The organism is Denitrificimonas halotolerans (genome assembly GCF_034259425.1).
Lineage (GTDB): Bacteria > Pseudomonadota > Gammaproteobacteria > Pseudomonadales > Pseudomonadaceae > Denitrificimonas > Denitrificimonas halotolerans.
In genome coordinates, this window is the sequence record NZ_JAXIVU010000007.1 from 97,850 (window position 1) to 116,695 (window position 18,846).

Annotated in this window: 19 protein-coding genes; 2 read left to right on the forward strand and 17 right to left on the reverse strand. The window is 51.9% G+C overall.

The window, feature by feature from the left end; all coding sequences use genetic code 11:
* Positions 1–50 precede the first annotated feature (50 nt).
* From TOI97_RS06990 to TOI97_RS07030, 9 genes are all read right to left on the reverse strand, one after another.
* Positions 51–1,502 (reverse strand): catalase, encoded by a 1,452-nt coding sequence (locus tag TOI97_RS06990; protein ID WP_321553450.1) that lies wholly within the window; start codon positions 1,500–1,502, stop codon positions 51–53.
* Between the two features lie 123 nt (positions 1,503–1,625).
* Positions 1,626–2,384, reverse strand: coding sequence for an iron ABC transporter ATP-binding protein (locus TOI97_RS06995; RefSeq protein WP_321553406.1), 759 nt, complete (start codon positions 2,382–2,384; stop codon positions 1,626–1,628).
* Entirely contained in the window at positions 2,381–3,340 is a 960-nt protein-coding gene (locus TOI97_RS07000; RefSeq protein WP_321553407.1) for an iron chelate uptake ABC transporter family permease subunit, read from the reverse strand. The genes TOI97_RS06995 and TOI97_RS07000 overlap by 4 nt, the downstream gene beginning before the upstream one ends.
* The gene (locus TOI97_RS07005) at positions 3,331–4,329 is read right to left on the reverse strand and encodes an ABC transporter permease (protein ID WP_321553408.1); all 999 of its coding nucleotides are present in this window, start codon (positions 4,327–4,329) and stop codon (positions 3,331–3,333) included. Before TOI97_RS07005 ends, TOI97_RS07000 begins: the two co-directional genes overlap by 10 nt.
* 106 nt (positions 4,330–4,435) lie before the next feature.
* Complete coding sequence (locus tag TOI97_RS07010) at positions 4,436–5,365, reverse strand: siderophore ABC transporter substrate-binding protein (RefSeq protein WP_321553409.1); 930 nt, start codon at positions 5,363–5,365, stop codon at positions 4,436–4,438.
* A gap of 466 nt (positions 5,366–5,831) precedes the next feature.
* Complete coding sequence (locus TOI97_RS07015) at positions 5,832–6,380, reverse strand: DUF3299 domain-containing protein (RefSeq protein WP_321553410.1); 549 nt, start codon at positions 6,378–6,380, stop codon at positions 5,832–5,834.
* A 14-nt stretch (positions 6,381–6,394) separates the two neighbouring features.
* On the reverse strand, positions 6,395–7,657 hold the full coding sequence (locus TOI97_RS07020) for an ABC transporter permease (RefSeq protein ID WP_321553411.1): 1,263 nt from the start codon (positions 7,655–7,657) through the stop codon (positions 6,395–6,397).
* The gene (locus TOI97_RS07025; RefSeq protein ID WP_321553412.1) at positions 7,654–8,337 is read right to left on the reverse strand and encodes an ABC transporter ATP-binding protein; all 684 of its coding nucleotides are present in this window, start codon (positions 8,335–8,337) and stop codon (positions 7,654–7,656) included. The genes TOI97_RS07020 and TOI97_RS07025 overlap by 4 nt, the downstream gene beginning before the upstream one ends.
* A complete protein-coding gene (locus TOI97_RS07030; protein WP_321553413.1) occupies positions 8,334–8,930 on the reverse strand; it encodes a ZrgA family zinc uptake protein in 597 nt (198 codons plus the stop codon). Before TOI97_RS07030 ends, TOI97_RS07025 begins: the two co-directional genes overlap by 4 nt.
* A 259-nt stretch (positions 8,931–9,189) precedes the next feature.
* Here TOI97_RS07030 and TOI97_RS07035 point away from each other — a divergent pair, with 259 nt between their 5' ends.
* Positions 9,190–9,423, forward strand: a complete 234-nt coding sequence (locus tag TOI97_RS07035; RefSeq protein WP_321553414.1) for a PA4570 family protein — start codon at positions 9,190–9,192, stop codon at positions 9,421–9,423.
* 113 nt (positions 9,424–9,536) lie between these two features.
* On the opposite strand, the gene TOI97_RS07040 is transcribed toward TOI97_RS07035, so the two are convergent.
* The 8 genes from TOI97_RS07040 to TOI97_RS07075 form a co-directional block, all read right to left on the reverse strand.
* Positions 9,537–10,460: a ChaN family lipoprotein gene (locus tag TOI97_RS07040; protein ID WP_321553415.1), complete on the reverse strand. Its 924-nt coding sequence runs from the start codon at positions 10,458–10,460 to the stop codon at positions 9,537–9,539.
* A gap of 72 nt (positions 10,461–10,532) precedes the next feature.
* Positions 10,533–11,336: a heme ABC transporter ATP-binding protein gene (locus TOI97_RS07045; RefSeq protein WP_407651330.1), complete on the reverse strand. Its 804-nt coding sequence runs from the start codon at positions 11,334–11,336 to the stop codon at positions 10,533–10,535.
* A gap of 43 nt (positions 11,337–11,379) precedes the next feature.
* A complete protein-coding gene (locus tag TOI97_RS07050; protein WP_321553416.1) occupies positions 11,380–12,414 on the reverse strand; it encodes a FecCD family ABC transporter permease in 1,035 nt (344 codons plus the stop codon).
* 175 nt (positions 12,415–12,589) lie between these two features.
* Positions 12,590–13,486 (reverse strand): heme/hemin ABC transporter substrate-binding protein, encoded by an 897-nt coding sequence (locus TOI97_RS07055; RefSeq protein WP_321553417.1) that lies wholly within the window; start codon positions 13,484–13,486, stop codon positions 12,590–12,592.
* Positions 13,470–13,889, reverse strand: coding sequence for an ExbD/TolR family protein (locus TOI97_RS07060; protein ID WP_321553418.1), 420 nt, complete (start codon positions 13,887–13,889; stop codon positions 13,470–13,472). The genes TOI97_RS07055 and TOI97_RS07060 overlap by 17 nt, the downstream gene beginning before the upstream one ends.
* Positions 13,886–14,536, reverse strand: a complete 651-nt coding sequence (locus TOI97_RS07065; RefSeq protein WP_321553419.1) for a MotA/TolQ/ExbB proton channel family protein — start codon at positions 14,534–14,536, stop codon at positions 13,886–13,888. The genes TOI97_RS07060 and TOI97_RS07065 overlap by 4 nt, the downstream gene beginning before the upstream one ends.
* A gap of 1 nt (position 14,537) precedes the next feature.
* On the reverse strand, positions 14,538–15,632 hold the full coding sequence (locus TOI97_RS07070) for a hemin-degrading factor (RefSeq protein WP_321553452.1): 1,095 nt from the start codon (positions 15,630–15,632) through the stop codon (positions 14,538–14,540).
* Positions 15,633–15,662: 30 nt separating this feature from the next.
* Positions 15,663–16,352, reverse strand: a complete 690-nt coding sequence (locus TOI97_RS07075; protein WP_321553420.1) for an energy transducer TonB — start codon at positions 16,350–16,352, stop codon at positions 15,663–15,665.
* 245 nt (positions 16,353–16,597) lie between these two features.
* Here TOI97_RS07075 and TOI97_RS07080 point away from each other — a divergent pair, with 245 nt between their 5' ends.
* Entirely contained in the window at positions 16,598–18,799 is a 2,202-nt protein-coding gene (locus tag TOI97_RS07080; protein ID WP_321553421.1) for a TonB-dependent hemoglobin/transferrin/lactoferrin family receptor, read from the forward strand.
* The last annotated feature ends 47 nt before the right edge of the window (positions 18,800–18,846 follow it).

Consider the following 18,846-nt stretch of genomic DNA (forward strand, 5'->3'; position numbering starts at 1 on the left):
GGGACTCAGTCATGAGCACCCTGTTGTCATCTTTAAGTGGTGTGAACCGCCTACTTTGGCAGCTCTAACCCTAGTGCTTTAGCCACACCTTCGCCATACGCAGGATCGGCCTGCATACAATGGCAAATATGCTTCAATTTAATCGCTTCAGGAACACCGTTCATATTACGCGCCGTATTATCAAACAACGCCTGCTGCTGCTCAGGTGTCATTAAGCGGAATAAATTACCTGGCTGAGTAAAATAATCCGGCTCAGTTTCCCAATAATCAAAACGATCAGCCATTCCATCTAAGGCCAAAGGTGGCTCAGAAAAGTCAGGCTGTTCTTGCCACTCACCCTGACTGTTGGGCTCATAGTGCAAACGGCTACCTTGGTTACCATCCACCCGCATCGCACCATCACGATGATAATTGTGATACGGACAACGTGGAGTGTTCACTGGAATTTGGTAGTGGTTGACACCTAAACGGTAACGCTGGGCATCACCATAAGAAAATAAGCGACCTTGAAGCATACGGTCTGGAGAGAAGCCAATACCCGGTACAATGTGCGCAGGGTTAAAAGCCGCTTGCTCAACATCCGCAAAATAATTCTCGGGGTTTTTATTCAATTCAAAGTAACCCACCTCAATCAATGGGTAATCAGCTTTTGGCCATACTTTAGTCAAATCAAAGGGATGATAAGGGACTTTAGCTGCATCTGCTTCTGGCATGACCTGCACATACATAGTCCAACGAGGAAAGTCCCCGCTCTCAATCGCTTCGTACAAATCACGTTGCGAACTTTCGCGATCCTTACCAACCAACTCAGCGGCCTCTTGGTCAGTGAGGTTTTTAATGCCTTGTTGAGTTTTAAAGTGGAATTTCACCCAATAGCGTTCATTCTGAGCATTGATAAAACTAAAGGTGTGCGAACCAAAACCATGCATATGACGGTATGAAGCGGGAATGCCTCGATCACTCATCAAGATCGTTACTTGGTGCAACGCTTCAGGGAGTCCGGTCCAGAAATCCCAGTTATTGGTTGGGCTGCGCATATTGGTGCGCGGATCACGCTTAACCGCGTGGTTCAGATCGGGGAATTTTAAAGGATCACGGAAGAAGAACACTGGGGTGTTGTTGCCTACTAAATCCCAGTTGCCTTGCTCGGTGTAAAAACGCATGGCAAAGCCGCGAATATCGCGCTCAGCATCAGCGGCACCGCGCTCACCGGCCACCGTGGAGAAACGTACAAACATATCGGTTTGCTTGCCCACTTCGCTAAATAGCGCGGCTTTGGTGTACTGAGTAATGTCGTGGGTCACGGTAAAGCTACCAAAGGCCCCTGAGCCTTTCGCGTGCATCCGCCGTTCAGGAATCACTTCACGATCAAAGTGGGCCAGTTTCTCTAAGAACCACACATCCTGTAACAACATCGGCCCGCGCGGGCCTGCGGTTAGGCTGTCTTGGTTATTAGCAATTGGGCATCCTGAGACGGATGTTAATTTAGGTTTATCTGTCATCATGCTTCTCCTGTCGGCTCAAAGTAAGCGTTAAGTGCATAGTAATCTCAACACCCATATACATCTAACCAATTAAACAAACCCCTCAATAGGCAGTACCTATTAAGAGGGCTAGATTTTCTGCTAACGAAAATACACGCAAATTCTTTGCCCTGCTAGCTCATGGACCTGCATAGGCAGCTGATAAATATCACTGAGCACCTCACCTCGGATGATTTGCTCGGGCGTACCTTGATAGGCTACTTGCCCAGCACGCATGGCAATAATCTGGTCTGAATAGCAAGAAGCAAAATTAATATCGTGCAGCACTACCACCACGGTTTTGCCTTTTTCATCGGCGGCACGGCGCAACAACTGCATCATGCCCACGGCGTGGTGCATATCAATGTTATTGAGCGGCTCATCCAGCAACACATACTCAGTGTCTTGGCACATCACCATGGCCACATAAGCCCGCTGCCGCTGCCCGCCTGATAGCTCATCTAAATAACGCTGTTGATACGCCTCTAGTCCCAGATAATGGATAGCCTCATCAATGTGTTGCTGATCGGCCTCGGTAAGCCGTCCACCTGAGTGGGGAAAGCGGCCAAATGCGACCAAATCACGCACCGTCAGACGCAATATGGACTCATTGTGTTGGCGTAAAATCGCCAAGCGCTTGGCCAGTTCCGGCCCTGGGGTACGGGTGATATCTAGACCATCGACCTGCACACTGCCAGCAGTCATGGGTGTCAGGCGGCTGATCATGGATAACAAGGTAGATTTACCTGCCCCATTAGGACCAATAATCGAGGTCAACCCACCTTTACTGATGTTGATACTGACATCATTTACCACCAACCTGTCGTGATAAGCCTTACTTACGCCTTGTGTTTCAATCATTGTTTAACTCCACGCAGCAACAGCGCAATAAATAACACCCCACCGCAAAGCTCGATCACCATGGCCAAGGGCAAGCGGGTACTGAGCAGATGCTCAAACAGTACTTGCCCACCTATCAAACAGACAATGGCCGCCAGCACACTGGCCGGCAAGGTCCAACGATGCTGATGACTGCCGGTAATCCAGTACGCCAAATTCGCCACCAATAATCCGAAAAACAGCATGGGCCCCACTAAGGCGGTGCTAATGGACAACAGCGCGCCGATCACCAGCATTAATAGCGTGACAGCTTTGCGATAAGGTACGCCGAGGTTAATCGCCACATCACGACCTAAACTGAGCACATCCAACTGACGACGCAAATGAAACAACAACCCACTGCAGAACACCGCCGCGGCTAAGCCCACCCATAACAATTGCAGATTGACACGATTAAAATTAGCCACGCTGCTGCCCTGCTGAATGGAAAACTCACTGGGATTAAAGACACGCGCCGACAAATCCGCCAGCTCGCGAAACAGCAAGCCACCGACCATGCCCAGCAAGATCAGCATGTGCAGGCCGCGCACTGAGCCGTTAAACAACCAACGAAACAGCAGTAACGCGATGCTCACCATCACTGTGACCTCAAGGATAAACCGCGACTCCAGCGGCCAGCCCTTGCCGAATTCAGTTCCCCAAAGCAGCAAAGCAAGCGTATGCACCAGCACATAAAGCACATCAAAACCCATCAGCGAAGGCGTTAAAATACGGTTATGGGTAATGGTTTGAAACACCACAGTGGCTAACCCCATGCTCAGCGCCACCAGCAACATAGCCAGCAAGCGGGTGCCGCGGTACTGCACAATAAACGCCCAATCGCTGTGCACATTGAGGGTCATAAAACCCAGCACACTGCCGAGTGCCAGCACAGCGGTAAGACTTAACAACCATCGACCGCGCTTCGTTAAGCCCATTGCCGGCGCCCCCGCACTAATATCAGGATAAACACCAGACTACCGGCGATGGCTAATAGCGTTGCCGACGGGATTTCGTAGGGATGAATCAACACCCGACCCAACAAGTCGGCGGCCAACATCAGCGCTGAACCAGCCAGCGCCACCACAGGAATAGCGCGGCGCACATTATCGCCCGTCAATAGACGCACTAGGTTCGGTACGATCAGACCTATAAAAGGCAAAGCACCGGCAATAACCACCACACTGGCAATAATCATCGACACCAACAGCACCCCGAGCGCGAGCAGTGCCGGATAATTCACCCCCACATTGGTGGCAAAATCCTTACCCATGCCAAGCACGGTAAAACGATCCGCTAATAACATCGCCAATCCAGTTATACCCGCCGCCACCCACAGCAATTCATAACGACCACGCAAAATCGCCGAAAAGTCACCACTATTCCAAGAGCGTAATGCCTGTGACAATTCAAACTGATGGGCCAACAAACCACTGGCTGCGGCAATCACCCCGGCTAACACCAGCCCCAACAAAGGCACAATCAACGCCGAACGTAATGGAATGCGCTTTAACACTGACAAAAACAGCACGGTTCCCATGACGGCAAATAGGCTCACCACACTGAATTTCAGCCACAGCGCCATACTTGGCGCAACAATCGCACAGAGCAGTACGCCGAGCGCTGCGGCATCGACCGTACCCACCATCGACGGTTCAACCAAGCGATTACGCGCCATCATTTGCAATAACAAACCCGCCACAGCTAAAGAAGCGCCCGCTAAAATCAGCGCCAAGGTGCGCGGCCAACGGCTGACAAATAACAGTTGCGTAATACGATCATCCGGTTGGGTAAACAAATGCAACAGATTCATGCGGCTGGCACCCACATTTAAACTGACCAGCGCCAACACAACAACCAACACCACCAAGCCCAGCAACCACAACACAATACGTGGTTGAACTTGGGTAGAAGAAGTGACCGCCATACAATTCGCTTACTCGGCAAGAGCCGCTCTGCGCGGCTAAACAGACTGGTGCGCTGTCCGAGCACACTTGACGCCCGCCCAGACAAGCACAGCTAGAAGATAAGGGTTACTTAGAAAAAACGTCCACTAAGCGGTCAACGTTATTCTGCATCACCCCTAAGCCACTGTTATCCAGCAAATACCAACTGACCGGCTCCAGATACACAATCTGCCCTTTCGCACCTGCGGTGGTGGCATTGACCAGCTCGTTATCCATCATGCGTGGTGCTGCCACGCCCTCACGGCCAATAGCCGCATCACGGTCCATCACAAACAACCAGTCTGGGTTGGCTTCCAGCAAAAACTCATAAGACACCGCCTGCCCATGACGACCGACCTTTAAGTCCGCCACCGCTGGCTGCACCCCAAACACATCGTGAATCATGCCGAAACGGGTGCCTATGCCAAAGGCGCTCATTTTTCCGCCGGTGGTTAACAAGGTGAGTCCTTTACCCTGCTTGGCACTGAGGGTTTGCAGCTGCTTAACCGAGGCCTGCAGCTTAGCAATCTGCTCAGCGGCCTGTTGTTCGCGGTCAAATATCTGCCCGATAATTTCTGTGTTGCGCACTACGCTGCCGAGCAAGTCGGTTGGATCAGGGGTTAAATCCAGCGTCGGCCCATAGTTAGCCACTTCATCGTATTTCCCGCCGGCGCGGCGACCGAGAATAATCAGATCCGGCTTTAAGTTTTTCAGCGCTTCATAGTCAGGTTCAAACAAGGTGCCCACTCGCACAAAACGCGCATCGGCATACTGCTCCAGCATCGGCGGCAAGATTCCCGAGGTTGGAATCCCCTGGGCTTCTATGCCTAGCACGGCCATGGTATCCAGCGTGGACCAATCCAGTACCGCCACTGTTTTGGGCAGTTTCTGCACCTGGGTTTGCCCTTTGGCATGCTCAATGGTTAACACCTCTTGTGCCTGCACAGGAGCAGTTAAGCAAAGCAGTAAACTCAGTAGCGAAAGAGTGCGGAAAGCAGTAAAGCGACTAGCGCGCATAGCGGGCTCCTTAAGAATCTCTGTTGATAATTGGCAGTGTTATTTCTATAAGACGCCGCCCACTATATGCGATTGATTCTTATTTGCAAGCATTTATACTGCATCGTACGACAGACGCACTGTTTTTAGATTCACACAAGAGACATTGCCTTTACCGCCAACAACAATGCTAAGCTGTGCTCCTGTCACACAGGCACACTAAACTCGTTCAAAAAGGGAGTGATTCGTTTTGCAACATAAGAAAACAAACAGGGAAGAAGAAAAATCTCTTCATAGCACTGATAGCTTAGGCAAAAAGTACGCTAGAGACTTACTTAATCAAGAGCGAATCCGCTGCTTGGTGTGCGCAAGAAAAAATAGCACTGCGCTGCGCACCTTGAAAGTATGTACACAACACACAAGCTGTATCAAGCGGCAGCCACAGCAAACCAGAGACGCCTGTGAGCCCACCGACATGCAGAGCTAATCAAGGCAACACAAAATCATACGGCTGAATACTGTACGCCTCCAGCCGATAACCAGACGAGCCCATATCATGGCTGTAGGTTTCGGTGGTCAGTCGACCGCTGACTAAGATCGCTTCATAGAGGTTGTCGTCGTGCGTGCCCGGCTCAAAATGCACATCGATAATCTGATTCGAAGGCGGCGGTGGGACGTGGATGCAGGCGCCATAGTAGGGCACTAAAAAGAAGTGCCGGACGATGCCCCCTATGCCTTCCAGCGGTACCACAAAGCCAGGAATACTGACCATGCGCCCATCCATGTCCTCTACCACGGGCGCGGAGGACAACACCTGCATCATGTCATTCATCAACTCCATGCCGCGGTCGCTGTAGTCGTCGATCTCATCAAACTCTGGGTTATCAAACAAATCCATTAACGAGTCGCCGTAGCCTTCTGGCATCAGGTCATCCCAGCTAATAATGGGGGCTGGTTCGCCGTTCACTCTAATGTCAGGCGCGGCCAAAGCCGGCGGTAGCAGACACAGCGCCGCCAGAAATACAACCATACGCATACACTACTCTCCTCTTAATGACGTTGGCCTAAACTTTTCACTAATGCCATGCGATAGGCCATAAACGCCGGTATCAGACCGCCCAGTGCACCTAGGCCGACAATAAAGCCGGCCAGCTGCCATTGCTGTGTTGATAGACGGGTGACAACCGTCAAATGCAGTCCAAATTGCTCTAATAATGGCTGTTGCAACAGGTATAAACCGCCCCAAAGCAGCGCCAGCCCCAGCAGAAAACCCACCAGCGTCAGCAGCAGGCTTTCCAGTAACAACAAAGTTGAAATGCGTAGAGGCGATGCTCCCAGTGCCCGTAACACGGCCACCTCATGACGCCGTTGCTGCATACCGCTCAGCAATACCGCCAGCATACCGCTAAGGCCAATCAGCAACGCCACCGAGGAAACCGCCAGCAATGCACGCTCTGCCAAGCTGACCACCTGCCATAACTCCTGCAGTGCAACGCCCGGCATCACCGCGGTGAGTGGGTCTTGGCGCTGACTGTTCAGTTCGCGCTGCAAGTGAAACACCTGCATGCGTGAATTTAATCCCACCAACGCGGCGGTGACTTGGCGCGGCGTCAAATCCCGCTGCCGTGCTTGGTCGGGCGTGGCTTGCATACCCGGCAGCGCAATCCCCGCTCGCCAACCAATGTGCACAGCTTCCAGCCCTTCTAAGGTAACCAGCACCGCCCGATCCAGCGGTGTACCTGTGGGCTGCAGAATACCGCTGACATAAAACGGCATATTGTCGTGCAATTTAAAACTGGTGTTGCCGGTGCCATGGGCAATAATTAACTCATCACCCAGTTGATAATCCAGCGCCCGCGCCACCTCAGCTCCGAGCACCACGGCAAAGAGATCATCCAACTGATCGCCCTCGGCCAAAGCTAAGCCTTGCCCTTCGCCATAACGGTAGTGCTCAAACATGGCATTATCAGTGCCGATGACGCGGTAGCCGCGGTGCGAGTCGCCCAAAGACAGTGGAATAGTCCAAGCCACACGGGGATCGTCACGCAATTGGGTGTAGCTTGGCCAACGAATATTGCTGGTGGCTGAGCCCACATGAAACACTGAATACAGCAGCAATTGCACCGGCCCTGAGCGCGCGCCGACAATCAAATCGGTTCCAGAAACCGTATTAAAAAACCCCGCACGGCTTTGTTCGCGGATGTGTTCTATTCCCAATAAAAGCGCCGTACTTAAGGCCAGCGTAAACACTGTCAGTAACACGCTAGCCCGGCGACTGGCCAAACTGCGTACCGCCATAGGCAACAACATCAATTCTGCCCCTCCAAACTCAAGGTGCGCGAAAAATACCCAGCCAGCGTCGCATCATGACTAACCAACAACAAGGTGGTTGCGCCCTGCTGCAGCTCTTCCAGCAATAGCTGCATAAACACATCACGGGCTTGGGCGTCCAGCGCAGAAGTGGGCTCATCGGCAATCAGCAACGTGGGTGCACCCATTAATGCCCGCGCCGCAGCGACTCGTTGCTGTTGACCAATCGACAACTGAGCCACACTGCGGTTTTGATACTGCTCAGGCGGCAACTGCAACCGTTCTAATAAGCGCTTGGCTTCGTTTTTTACGCTGCCACTGCGCTCAACCGCTGCGGCCCGCCGCTGCTTCGATAAGGTGCAGGGTAAGCACACGTTGTCCACAAGGTTCAGGTAAGGCAGCAGATTGAATTGCTGAAACAGCACACCCATATTGTCGGCGCGAAAACGGTCACGCTGACGCGCCGAGAGCTTGGCCAGCGATTGCCCATCGAGTTTTATTTCACCGCTAAATCCTGTTAGCACACCACCAATTAGGTTAAGCAAGGTACTTTTACCACTGCCCGAAGGTCCCTGGATAAACAGATGCTCACCGGGTTGCAGCTGCAGCTGTTCGAGTTGAACCACCGGCGCGCTGCCAGGCCAAGCAAACTCTAGCTGTTGGATATCAATAATGGCGGTCATGGCAATGTCAGTACGTTGTGCTGTCCGCCAAGGTACTGCAAGTGCTGGCCCGTTGGCGTGAGCATGCGCACCTCAAGTTTTTCGATGTCGGGGTAGTTCTGCAACAGCGGCAATTGCAACTGCGTCAACTGTTGTGGCTCTGTGCAGCTGTAGTGATAGTCCACACTCAAATCCGCGTGGTCGTGGTCGTGGTCGTGGTCGTGGTCGTGGTCGTGGTCGTGGTCGTGGTCGTGGTCGTGGTCGTGGTCGTGGTCGTGGTCGTGGTCGTGGTCGTGGTCGTCAGCATGCTGCGCAAAGGGTTCGCTTAACGCAACCTTGGTTAAACGGCATCCCGCGGCGTCCGGCAACACCACCTGCAACGCAGCTTGCCGCATCTGCTCTTGTAGCTGCTCCCAACTGGCCTGCTCTGCGGCGGTAACGGGTTGATATTCAAAGCCGATGAAATTAGCCAACGGCGAATGCAGCGCCAACGTTAACGCCGGCGGCTCTAACACCACATCCAATTGCGCCACACCATGCTGATGCACGCCAGCGGCCATACTTAACTGCGGCAACATCCACGCAGCAACTGCCCAAGATAGTTTTTTCTGCACAACGGCCTCCCATAGGCTGTAACTCTAAAAACGCGCTGAATGTTATAATATAACCAAAGCAGATTTCAACAGCGGCGGACCCACGCTACAACGCGCCACAAAGCCCACACCGTATAAAATCAATCACTTAGGCTGAAAACACCCCACGTTCGAGCGACAAAATGCCGCTTAGTTCACAGGTCGCAAATAAATGTTTGCAATACTATCAAATGATAACTATTCTTATTTGGCAGTTATTTCATACCTAGAGGAAACCACCATGACCTACTTTATTGATGCTTGGCTCGATCGCCCACAACCCTACCTGCGCATTATTAACCGCCTGACAGGACACGTTTGCTTGAAGGTCGAAGGAGAGGAGTTAGAGCAACTGCGTGAACAAGGTGCTTTAGACATGCAAGAATTGAGCAGTCCAGAACCTTCGCTGATTAAAGCGAAAATTCGTCAGTTATTTTTTCTATGCTGCGCCCAAGCCACTACAGCCCATACTTAAGTGCCGTAAGCAGCTTACGGCACTGATTACTCAGGCCCGCCTACCCTAAGCTGATATTATAGCGGGCCGTAGAGTAATCGAATAAAATAAACACAACTGTTTTGCGGCCACTGCTATAAATCCGCGCAATAGTCCTGTTCTACCACCGCCGGCGTATACCAAATAAAATCTGCACTATCTGGCTTTATATCCTCATCCGCTTCGGCAAAAATCAATACCCGCTGCTGATCGGCAAGATCACTGTGCAAGTCGCTAATATGCAAGGGTACGCCCAAATCATAACGCACGTGATAGGCGCCTGCTATGAGCAGGCTAGGCTGTGGCGCAGCTAGCAACACCTTGGCCATGCTGCGATCCCGCTGCTGCTGTACTGCTAACATGGCTGGCAATTGTGCTTCAGGTAATTTATTGCAATGGGCTTCACGAATCTGCTTAGACAAGTCTTGGGTGACCTGAGGTGCGGTTGATGCTGTGCCTTTAAGCACTGGCGGATTGCGGTAAATTTCCATTAACTCTGCACGGTTTAAATTACTGGCTAATAACGGATACGGTTGCTGGATAAGGTGGCTGACTAAGTCACCATACTGCTGCCAGTCCCAGCCTTTATGCCAGTTCAGCGCAGCGGATAAATCACTGGGTAGCGCCCCTGCTTGTGTTTGCTTTTGGGTTTGCGTCACGGCCTCTTGCTGATCCAGTGTAAGCATCTCTAACACCACGCTACCTTGAGTACGGCGCGCTGCCAAAGCCTCTAACAACCATAACTGTAAGGCGTGGTGGTCAGGGTTGTCGTGTTTTTCACCCAGCAAAACTAAGGGTGCCTTGGCTAATTCGGAGACTAACGCGGCTGGTGTTAATTGCCCGCCAGTGCGCGTATCAAGGATCTGACCAAGCCTTGCGTGGTCCCGCTCTCTTGGACTCTGCCACTGAGGTAAAGCATGCTCAGCAACGTCATCAATTGCCCCAACACCCACCTGTTGCTCAGGTATGCCCTGACAGGCACTCAGCAATCCAATCGTTATATAGACTAACCAACGCATCCAACACCCCTACTCATTCACCTTGCACTCTATGAAAATAAACGTCCTGAGCTAACACCCTGAATCTCTGTGCTACCTTGCTATGATCAACGGATGATTACGCTCCGGATGCTTTTGTACTAAGACTTCTAAACCAAACACCTGCTGTAATACTTCAGAACGCAAAACCTGTTCCGGTGAACCTGAAGAAAACACAAGGCCCTTATTTAATAACATTAAGTCGTCACAGTAGCGCGCCGCTAGATTAAGGTCATGCACAATCACCAGCACAGCGCCACCTTGGTCAGCGAAAGCACGTACCGCTTGTAAAATACTGTGCTGGTGCAAGGGGTCGAGCATCGAGGTGGGTTCATCCAGCAACAACACTTGCCCTGCACCACCGGGCCATAATTGCGCGAGCACCCGAGCCAAGTGTACCCGCTGACGTTCACCACCGGACAGCTGTAAATAGCTACGGCCTAGCAAGTGTTCGCTGTCGGCAGCTATCAGTGCAGCCTGGACAATTTGCGCATCCACCTGCCGCCCAGTGGAATACGGCAAGCGGCCCATGCCAACTACTTCTTCAACATGAAAGCCAAAATTAAGAGTCGAATGCTGTGGCAACACTGCTAAGTACTGGGCCCGCTCTAGGTCGGGCCAATCAGCCAATGGCCGTCCATGCAATAACACCTCCCCCGCCGCCACCGGTAACTCACCGCACAAGGCCGATAACAAGGTACTTTTACCGGCACCATTAGCGCCTAACACGCCAGTTACCTGTCCTGCTTGCAGCTCCAAATTAACGTTGCTTAACACAGTGCAAGCGCCCCGCTGCACTGCTAACTGACGTGTTTGTAATATCAAAATTGATTCTCCAACAGTACTCTCGGTGCTCATTAAACAGTTGCCTATGGGCATTAGCAGTTAAGACATATGCCCATCAAAAACGGCTCTTAAGCAGTAAATATAAGAAAAAAGGTGCACCAATTAATGCCGTAACAATCCCGATGGGCAACTCAGCAGGGGCAAGGGTCAAGCGCGCTGCTAAGTCGGCAAATAACAATAAACTGGCACCCACTAACGCCGCAGCAGGTAACAACACACGATGATCCGGGCCAACCGCTAAGCGCAGCACATGCGGCACCACCAAGCCAATAAAACCAATCATGCCCGCCGCAGCCACTGCGGCGCCTACCCCCAGTGCTGTGCAAAACACTAGCTCACGCTTCAGCTTTTCCACCGCAAAACCTAAATGCCGTGCTTCTGACTCGCCTAACAGCAACGCATTTAATGCTTTAGCACGCCGTGGCAACCACAGCGCCACCGCCATAGTGATTAATAATAACGGCCACAGCCGTGCATAGCTGGCACCGTTTAAACTGCCCAAGTTCCAAAAGGTTAAGGTACGCAAAGTGGCGTCATCGGCTAGATAGGTAAATAAACCAATCGCAGCTCCGGCCAAAGCGGCCAAAGCAATACCGGCGAGCAGCATAGTGGCCACATGGGTTTGCCCATCACGCCGCCCTAAACGGTACACTAAAGCAGTAATCACTAAACCGCCGGCAAAGGCGCATAGGGATAAAATATAAGGACTCCACGCCTCATCAATACCACCCAATAAAGCGCCGCCGACAATGGCCACTGCTGCACCTAAGGCTGCACCGCTGGACACCCCAATCAAGCCTGGGTCAGCGAGCGGATTGCGAAACAAGCCCTGCATGGCCACACCGGATAAAGCCAAAACTGCGCCCACCGACAGCCCGAGCAGCGCCCGTGGTAGTCTCACTTGGCTGATAATCAATTGTGCTTGTTCTAAGGCTGGGGTGCTGACCACAGTAAAACCCAGACTGCGCCACAGCACATTGGCTATATTTTGCAGCGCAATGCTGACTGGGCCTAATGCCAACGACAAAACCAGCGCCAGCGCTAACAACATCCCGAGCAAGACAAAGAGTCTAGAGTTGGACTTCAACATAAGTACCTATCATTTTTATTGCCTATAATTTGCCATACCACAGCCTATGCACAGCTATCCTTGGCAATCCACACAGGGTTCCCGACCCACGCCAAGACTGCTTAAAGCGCAACTGATGCGCAATGACTGCAAGCTGCACGGCCCAAATTTGCTGCACTCACGGCAAATAATTTAATTATTTTTTAGCCACAGTATGTTCTGCCACAGTGTGCAGCTGCGGGTGAAAGACTTCGATTAACTGCGCAACTTGCTCAGGCATACGTGGCCCTAAACCGCCTACCAAAATGGTTGGGTCAATGGCAATAATGCGCTGATTTTTAAAGGCGTCGGTATGCTGCATAGCAGGTGTACTGGATAGCACATCGGATAAAGCCTTAAGGCCTTTATTGTGCCGGTCGGCAACAATAATAATCTGCGGGTTAAGCGCCAATACTGACTCATCAGACAACGCTTTAAAACCTTGGTGGCGGGCTAGATTTTCGCCGCCAGCCTGTTTGATTAACCAGTCGCCCACTGTGTTGCCGCCAGCGGTCAGTGGGTTACCATGGCCCGCACTAAACACCAGCAATACTCGGGGCGCAGCACTTTGCAGCTGTTTTAATTTCTGCTGTTGCAGGGTCATCGCCTGTTGAAAATCGTCCAGCAGGTGCTCGGCTTGTTGCTCTCGCTGCAATACCTGACCGATACGCCGCACCGTCTGCTGCACAGCATGCAGATTGGCATCCACTGGCACTATTTCAATGTGCACCCCTGCCCCGCGCAGCTGTTCCAGCACCGGAGGCGGCCCCATCTCTGCACTGCCAATTAGAAGCTGCGGCTGTAAAGTGAGAACCCCCTCCGCCGCAAGCTGACGTTGATAGCCCACGCTGGGTAAATCCTGCAAACGGGCTGGATGTAAACTGGTGGTGTCCACCCCCACTAAGTGCGCTTCGCCACCCACCGCCACCAGCCATTCGGAAATCGAGCCACCGGCACTGATCACCCGCTGTACGGCAGGCTCAGCAGCCACAGCCGACCCTGCACTGCTGTGCATCACCAGCAACATTATTAAAGTCTTAATGCGCGTTTTCACCTTGTGCCTCCATAAGTATTTGGGTGTCATCAATGCCCAGTGTTTGCAGCACTGCTAAAAGTTGTAAAAACTGCTCTAAGGGTGCTTGTTGGTGCAACGCCAAATCCACCGCGTCCGGCGGCTGCTGCTCAAGCACAGCGCGTAATGTGTTGAAGTCAGCTTGGGGCTGTCCAGCAAAGCGCCAGGCGCCATGCTCATCCAACATAATCACCGTCCGCTCAACGGTGTGCTCTGCTGCACTGGGCGCACTAGCACTTTTTGGTAAGTCCAGCGGCAGCTCCAATAAGGGTTGCTGCGCGGTCAGCAAGAAAAACACTAAAACAATAAAGATGACATCCAGCAGCGGGGTTAAATCAGGCAATAAACTTGCCGATGGCACACCCGCTTGCGGCAGACGAATCATGATGCTCTCCATTGCATAACTGGAGCGCTCTGCACAGTCTCAGCCAAACTCAAGTCCAAACCGTTAAAAGCTAAATGACAACGGTTAAGTAACATTTGCACCCGTTCCAAGTAGCGCTCAGCCCAAAAGCTAAAGCCCTGCCCTGCCGCCAACGCTGGAATAGCAATCAACATGCCCCAAACGGTGGTGTATAAGGCTTGCCATAAACCATCGGCCAGCAGCGCTGGGGTTACAGGGCCGTTTTGCTCAGCAATGCCTGCAAACATGGTGACCATGCCCAGCACTGTGCCGAGCAAGCCCAGCATGGGTGCCAACACGCCGACCATTTGCAAAACACGCAAATGCCGATTGAGACGGTTGCGTTCTTCTTGCAGCCAGCACCCGAGAACTTCTTCACGTTGCTCTGCCGGTAAACTGCCATGCCGTTCAAGCAGCGCTAAACCATAACGCCAGCCACTGGGGCGTTTACCGCACGACTGGATACTGCAATCACGGCAGACTGCGGCACTGCTGTGCAAGGTTTTTTCACTGATGGGCTGCAGCTGTAAAAACACACTCAAGCGTTCCAATAACAGTGCCAACGCCAACAAAGAACACAGCGCAAGGGGCCAACCCAGCGGCCCCATACTGATAAACCAAGCTGGCATCTTAAGCCTCCGTCGCCGTCAAGGCAGAAAAGCTCTCAGCCAACGCACGCCATTTAGCACACTCGGGAATCCCGGGTTTGCGTACACCATACAGTTGCACAATCAACTCGCCTTGCGCATCGTAGGCCTCCCAACTGGTGATCACGCCATCCGTGGTGGGTTTACGAACCCGCCACAGTTGTGCGATGGCATGGGCTTTTAAATGCAGGCTGAACTCCGGATCCAATACGTTAAACCAGTCACCGACCCAGCGCAGGTTGGTCACTGTGCCACTGTGGATTTGCACGCAGTGGTCATTACCAACAAACACCATTATGGGCAGTTGCTGTGCACTGGCCTGCTCAAACAGCTGCGGTAAGCTGTCCACTGACAGCGGCTCAGCCCACTTACGACCCGCCAAACGTAGAGCTTGGGTGCGGGTCGCCTGGACTTTTTTCAGTAGCGAGAAAAAGTGATGGGTATCTTTTAGTGCTGCCCAACGTTCACGCAAAACAGCCACGTTAATTTGCTCATCAGGTAGCTCGGCGGTTTTTTGGGGTGCAGCTTCAACCGTCAATGCAGATGTTTGCTCAGCCGCAGCAAAACGTTCAACCAATGCATGCCACGCCGCAAGGTCGCTGTTATCTGTTAAAAAAACCTTATGCACTGCGCTGCCCTGCCCATCAAAAAACTGCACACTGCGCTGGATACCGCGCTTTGTCTCTTCACTGAGTGCATAGGCACTGCGCCAACCACTTAAAAACAACCGCAGATCAATATCCGGCGACACCACCAAGCCCATCTTGCCATTGGGAGTAATGGTGGTTTCTCGATAATAACCATGGCGCTCATGCACGCAGTGTTCATTACGGGTCAGCACCATGACTTCACCGAGGGTTAACAGCTCCGGTAATAGCTCTGGCCAGTTGGTGCGCAGGCGCAAAGCATCTTCGCCCACTCGACAGGCCAACAATTCTGCTTCGGATACCGACAACTGCGTTGCAGCATCACGGGCCCTTAGCCGTGGCTGCTCGTTACGCAACACTTGCAAGGCCACGTATAAGTCGTGCCCTTGAAACTCATTTAAACCAGTTACTGCTGTTTGACCCATTGCCATCGTATTCATGTCATCACCTTTTCTTTGTGTTTAACGTGTTGCCGTAAAGGCAAATTCAATGGGTATATGCACCCGACTGGGTACACCAATCCCACCTTGTTGCTCTGGCAAAAACTGCCACTTCTTCACCGCGGCTAGCGCCGCCTGATCCAAACTTTTCACACCAGAAGAATGCAGCAACTGCAACTCAAGCAACTGGCCACGGGCATCCAGACGCACATCTAACCAAACGGTGCCTTGCTGTTGGCGACGACGGGCTTGTGCTGGATACACTGGTGCAGCCGGTGTGCTGGCAAAACGCGGTTGCTTGCTCAGCACTTCTTGACCCACGGGCTGCTCTGTAGCTTTTGCTGAACTAGGCTGCTGTGTAGCAAACATTTTGCTGGTTCTCTGCTGCTCGTCGTTGCGCTGTGACTGTTCTGGCGCTACGGCAGAGGATGGCTGCCGCGCCTCAAGTTCTTGTGTCTTAGCCACGGCATTTTTCACTGCTTTACTCGCTGCCTGTTGCACCACCGGTTTTGCTGGCGGCTTTGGCTTTGGCTTTGGCTTTGGCAGTGAGCCTGACTTTGCTTGTGGCTTTACCTGCAGTTCGTGCTTCACCTCTGACGTTATCTTTTTTTCCACAACGGACGGTTTTACAGGCTGCACAGCGCGTGCTGCTGGCTTAGTGACCAGCTGAGGCGCTGCTAAAACTCGCCGCTCAAGCTGTTCTGCTGACATCGCTGGCGCGCTAAAAGACGCGCCTGCTCGCCACGGCAGCAGAGCAACAACATGCACTGCCACCGACAACGTTATGTAAAAAAACACTCTTGACATATATCAACCATCCATCGACATGGATGCTATTAAGAATCATTTGCATTTGATAGTCAACCTCATTTAGAGTTCGTCAGGCTTCTTAGCAACGCACTAAAAAACATTAACTATTTCACTCAGTTGCTTAAAAAATACGACGAGGAGTTGTTATGCCCAGCTATCCACCGGCCAAACTAAAACCTGTACTCATTGCTTTACTTATGGGCAATGCTGCAGCTATAGCCGCCGAAAAACCTGCCACGCGCTTTGATGCCATTACTGTTACCACCACCCGTAGCGAACAGAAGCTCAGCGACGTACCCAGCACTGTATCGGTGCATGATGAGCGGCAAATTGATCAGCAAAACATTAAAAATATCCAAGATTTGATCCGCTACGAACCGGGCGTTTCGGTGTCCGGTGGTAACAGTCGCTTTGGACTTGATGGCTTTACCATTCGTGGGATTGGCGGCAATCGGGTGCTCACCCAAGTTGATGGCGTCAATGTGGCTGACAGTTTTGCTTTTGGCGGTTTTTTAAATGCACGGCGTGATTACGTTGATTTGGACACGGTTAAACAAGTGGAAATTATTCGCGGCCCCGCCAGTTCCTTATACGGCAGCGATGCCATTGGCGGAGCAGTCAGTTTTATCACTAAAGATGCTGGCGATTATTTAGAGGCAGGTGATGATGTGTATCTGCGCTTGAAAACCGGTTATGACGGCGCTGATGACAGCTGGTTACGCAGTGGTACAGCGGCTGCCCGCTATACCAATATGGATGCACTGCTGCATCTCGGCCGACGCACAGGACATGCCAGTGCCAGTCATGGCAAGCACGGCGGCAACGGCGCACAACGTACCAAAGCCAACCCGCAGGACTACACTCGCGATAATTTATTAACTAAGCTGGGCTGGGATCTCAGCGAACAGCAGCGTTTGCAGTTGACCTATGAAAAGTTTGCTGACGACACCGACAGCAAGGTGAAGAGTAATTACGGCATATCCAGCTTTGGTGCCACCACCCACAGTCAAAATGCTAAAGACAGCGTGGATCGTGAGCGCTACTCGCTGGCTCATACACTGACCTTTGACAGTGTGTTTGCTGATCGAATTAACAGCCAATTAACCTATCAAGACAGTAAAACCCGTCAACGGACCTACGAAAGTCGCTTTGCTGCAGGTCAAGCACAAAGCCGCGTGCGCGATTCAGATTACCAAGAAAAACTGTGGGCCTTTAATAGCATGCTCAATAAAGCTTTTATGCTGGGTTCCAGTCAGCACCAATTGACCTATGGCATTGATATTAAGCGCACTAAAAGCTCAAATTTACGTGCCGGCAGTGACACCCTACTCAGCTCAGGGATGGTTAAAGCAGCATTGCCCACCAGCGATTTTCCCGATCCAACCACCAGCGAATATGCCCTTTTTATTCAAGATCAAATTCAACTGGGCCGCTGGACACTGCTACCTGGGCTGCGCTACGACTACTACAAGATGGAACCCCATGTCACGGGCAATTACCTCAACAGTAACGCCGTAGACAGCAACCCCAGTAATTACCGCGACTCCACTGTTTCACCCAAATTAGGTATTACCTATCAAGTGAATGACCAGCACAGCGTGTATGGCCAATACGCCGCTGGATATCGCGCCCCGCAGGCCGTGGAGATTTTTGGCGAGTTCGAAAATCCCGGCATGTATCGCACCCTGTCGAATACCGACCTAAAAGCTGAAACCAGTGACAGTTTCGAGCTAGGACTGCGCGGTCGCTACAGTGTTGGTAACTTCAGTGCGGCGTTATTTTACAATCAATATGACGACTTTATTGAGCAAGTCAGTCGGCCTTCAAGTAAACCCGGCTACCCGTTCGGTGAGTTTCAATACATCAACAAAGATCGCGTGAACATTCGTGGGGCAGAGGTTAAAGGTGAGCTGTTCTTAGACGCCTTAGGTTTTGCTGATGGTTGGAGCACCCTTGGGCATATTGCTTACGCACGGGGCAAAGATGAAAGCAGCGGCGAGGCCCTCAATAGCATCGATCCCCTTAAAGGGGTATTCAGTTTGGCTTATCGCCAGCCCAATGGACAATTTGGTGGTGATTTAAGCTGGACCTTAGTGGCTGCCAAACAGCGTATCGATAAAACACAAACCAACAATCAATACGCCACTTCAGGTTATGGCACATTGGATTTAAATGGCTGGTGGCACATTGATGAGCACTTCTCGGTGAACGCAGGTCTCTTCAATTTAACTGACAAACGCTATTGGCATTGGAACAACGTGCAAGGACTCAGCAGTACTGACCCAGGCCTAGCGCGAGCCAGTCAACCTGGCCGACATGCCGCCATTAACCTCGTTTGGGAGCTTTAACAATTCAGGTCTCCAGCACAATCTAAACAACTGCGCTGTGCTGGACA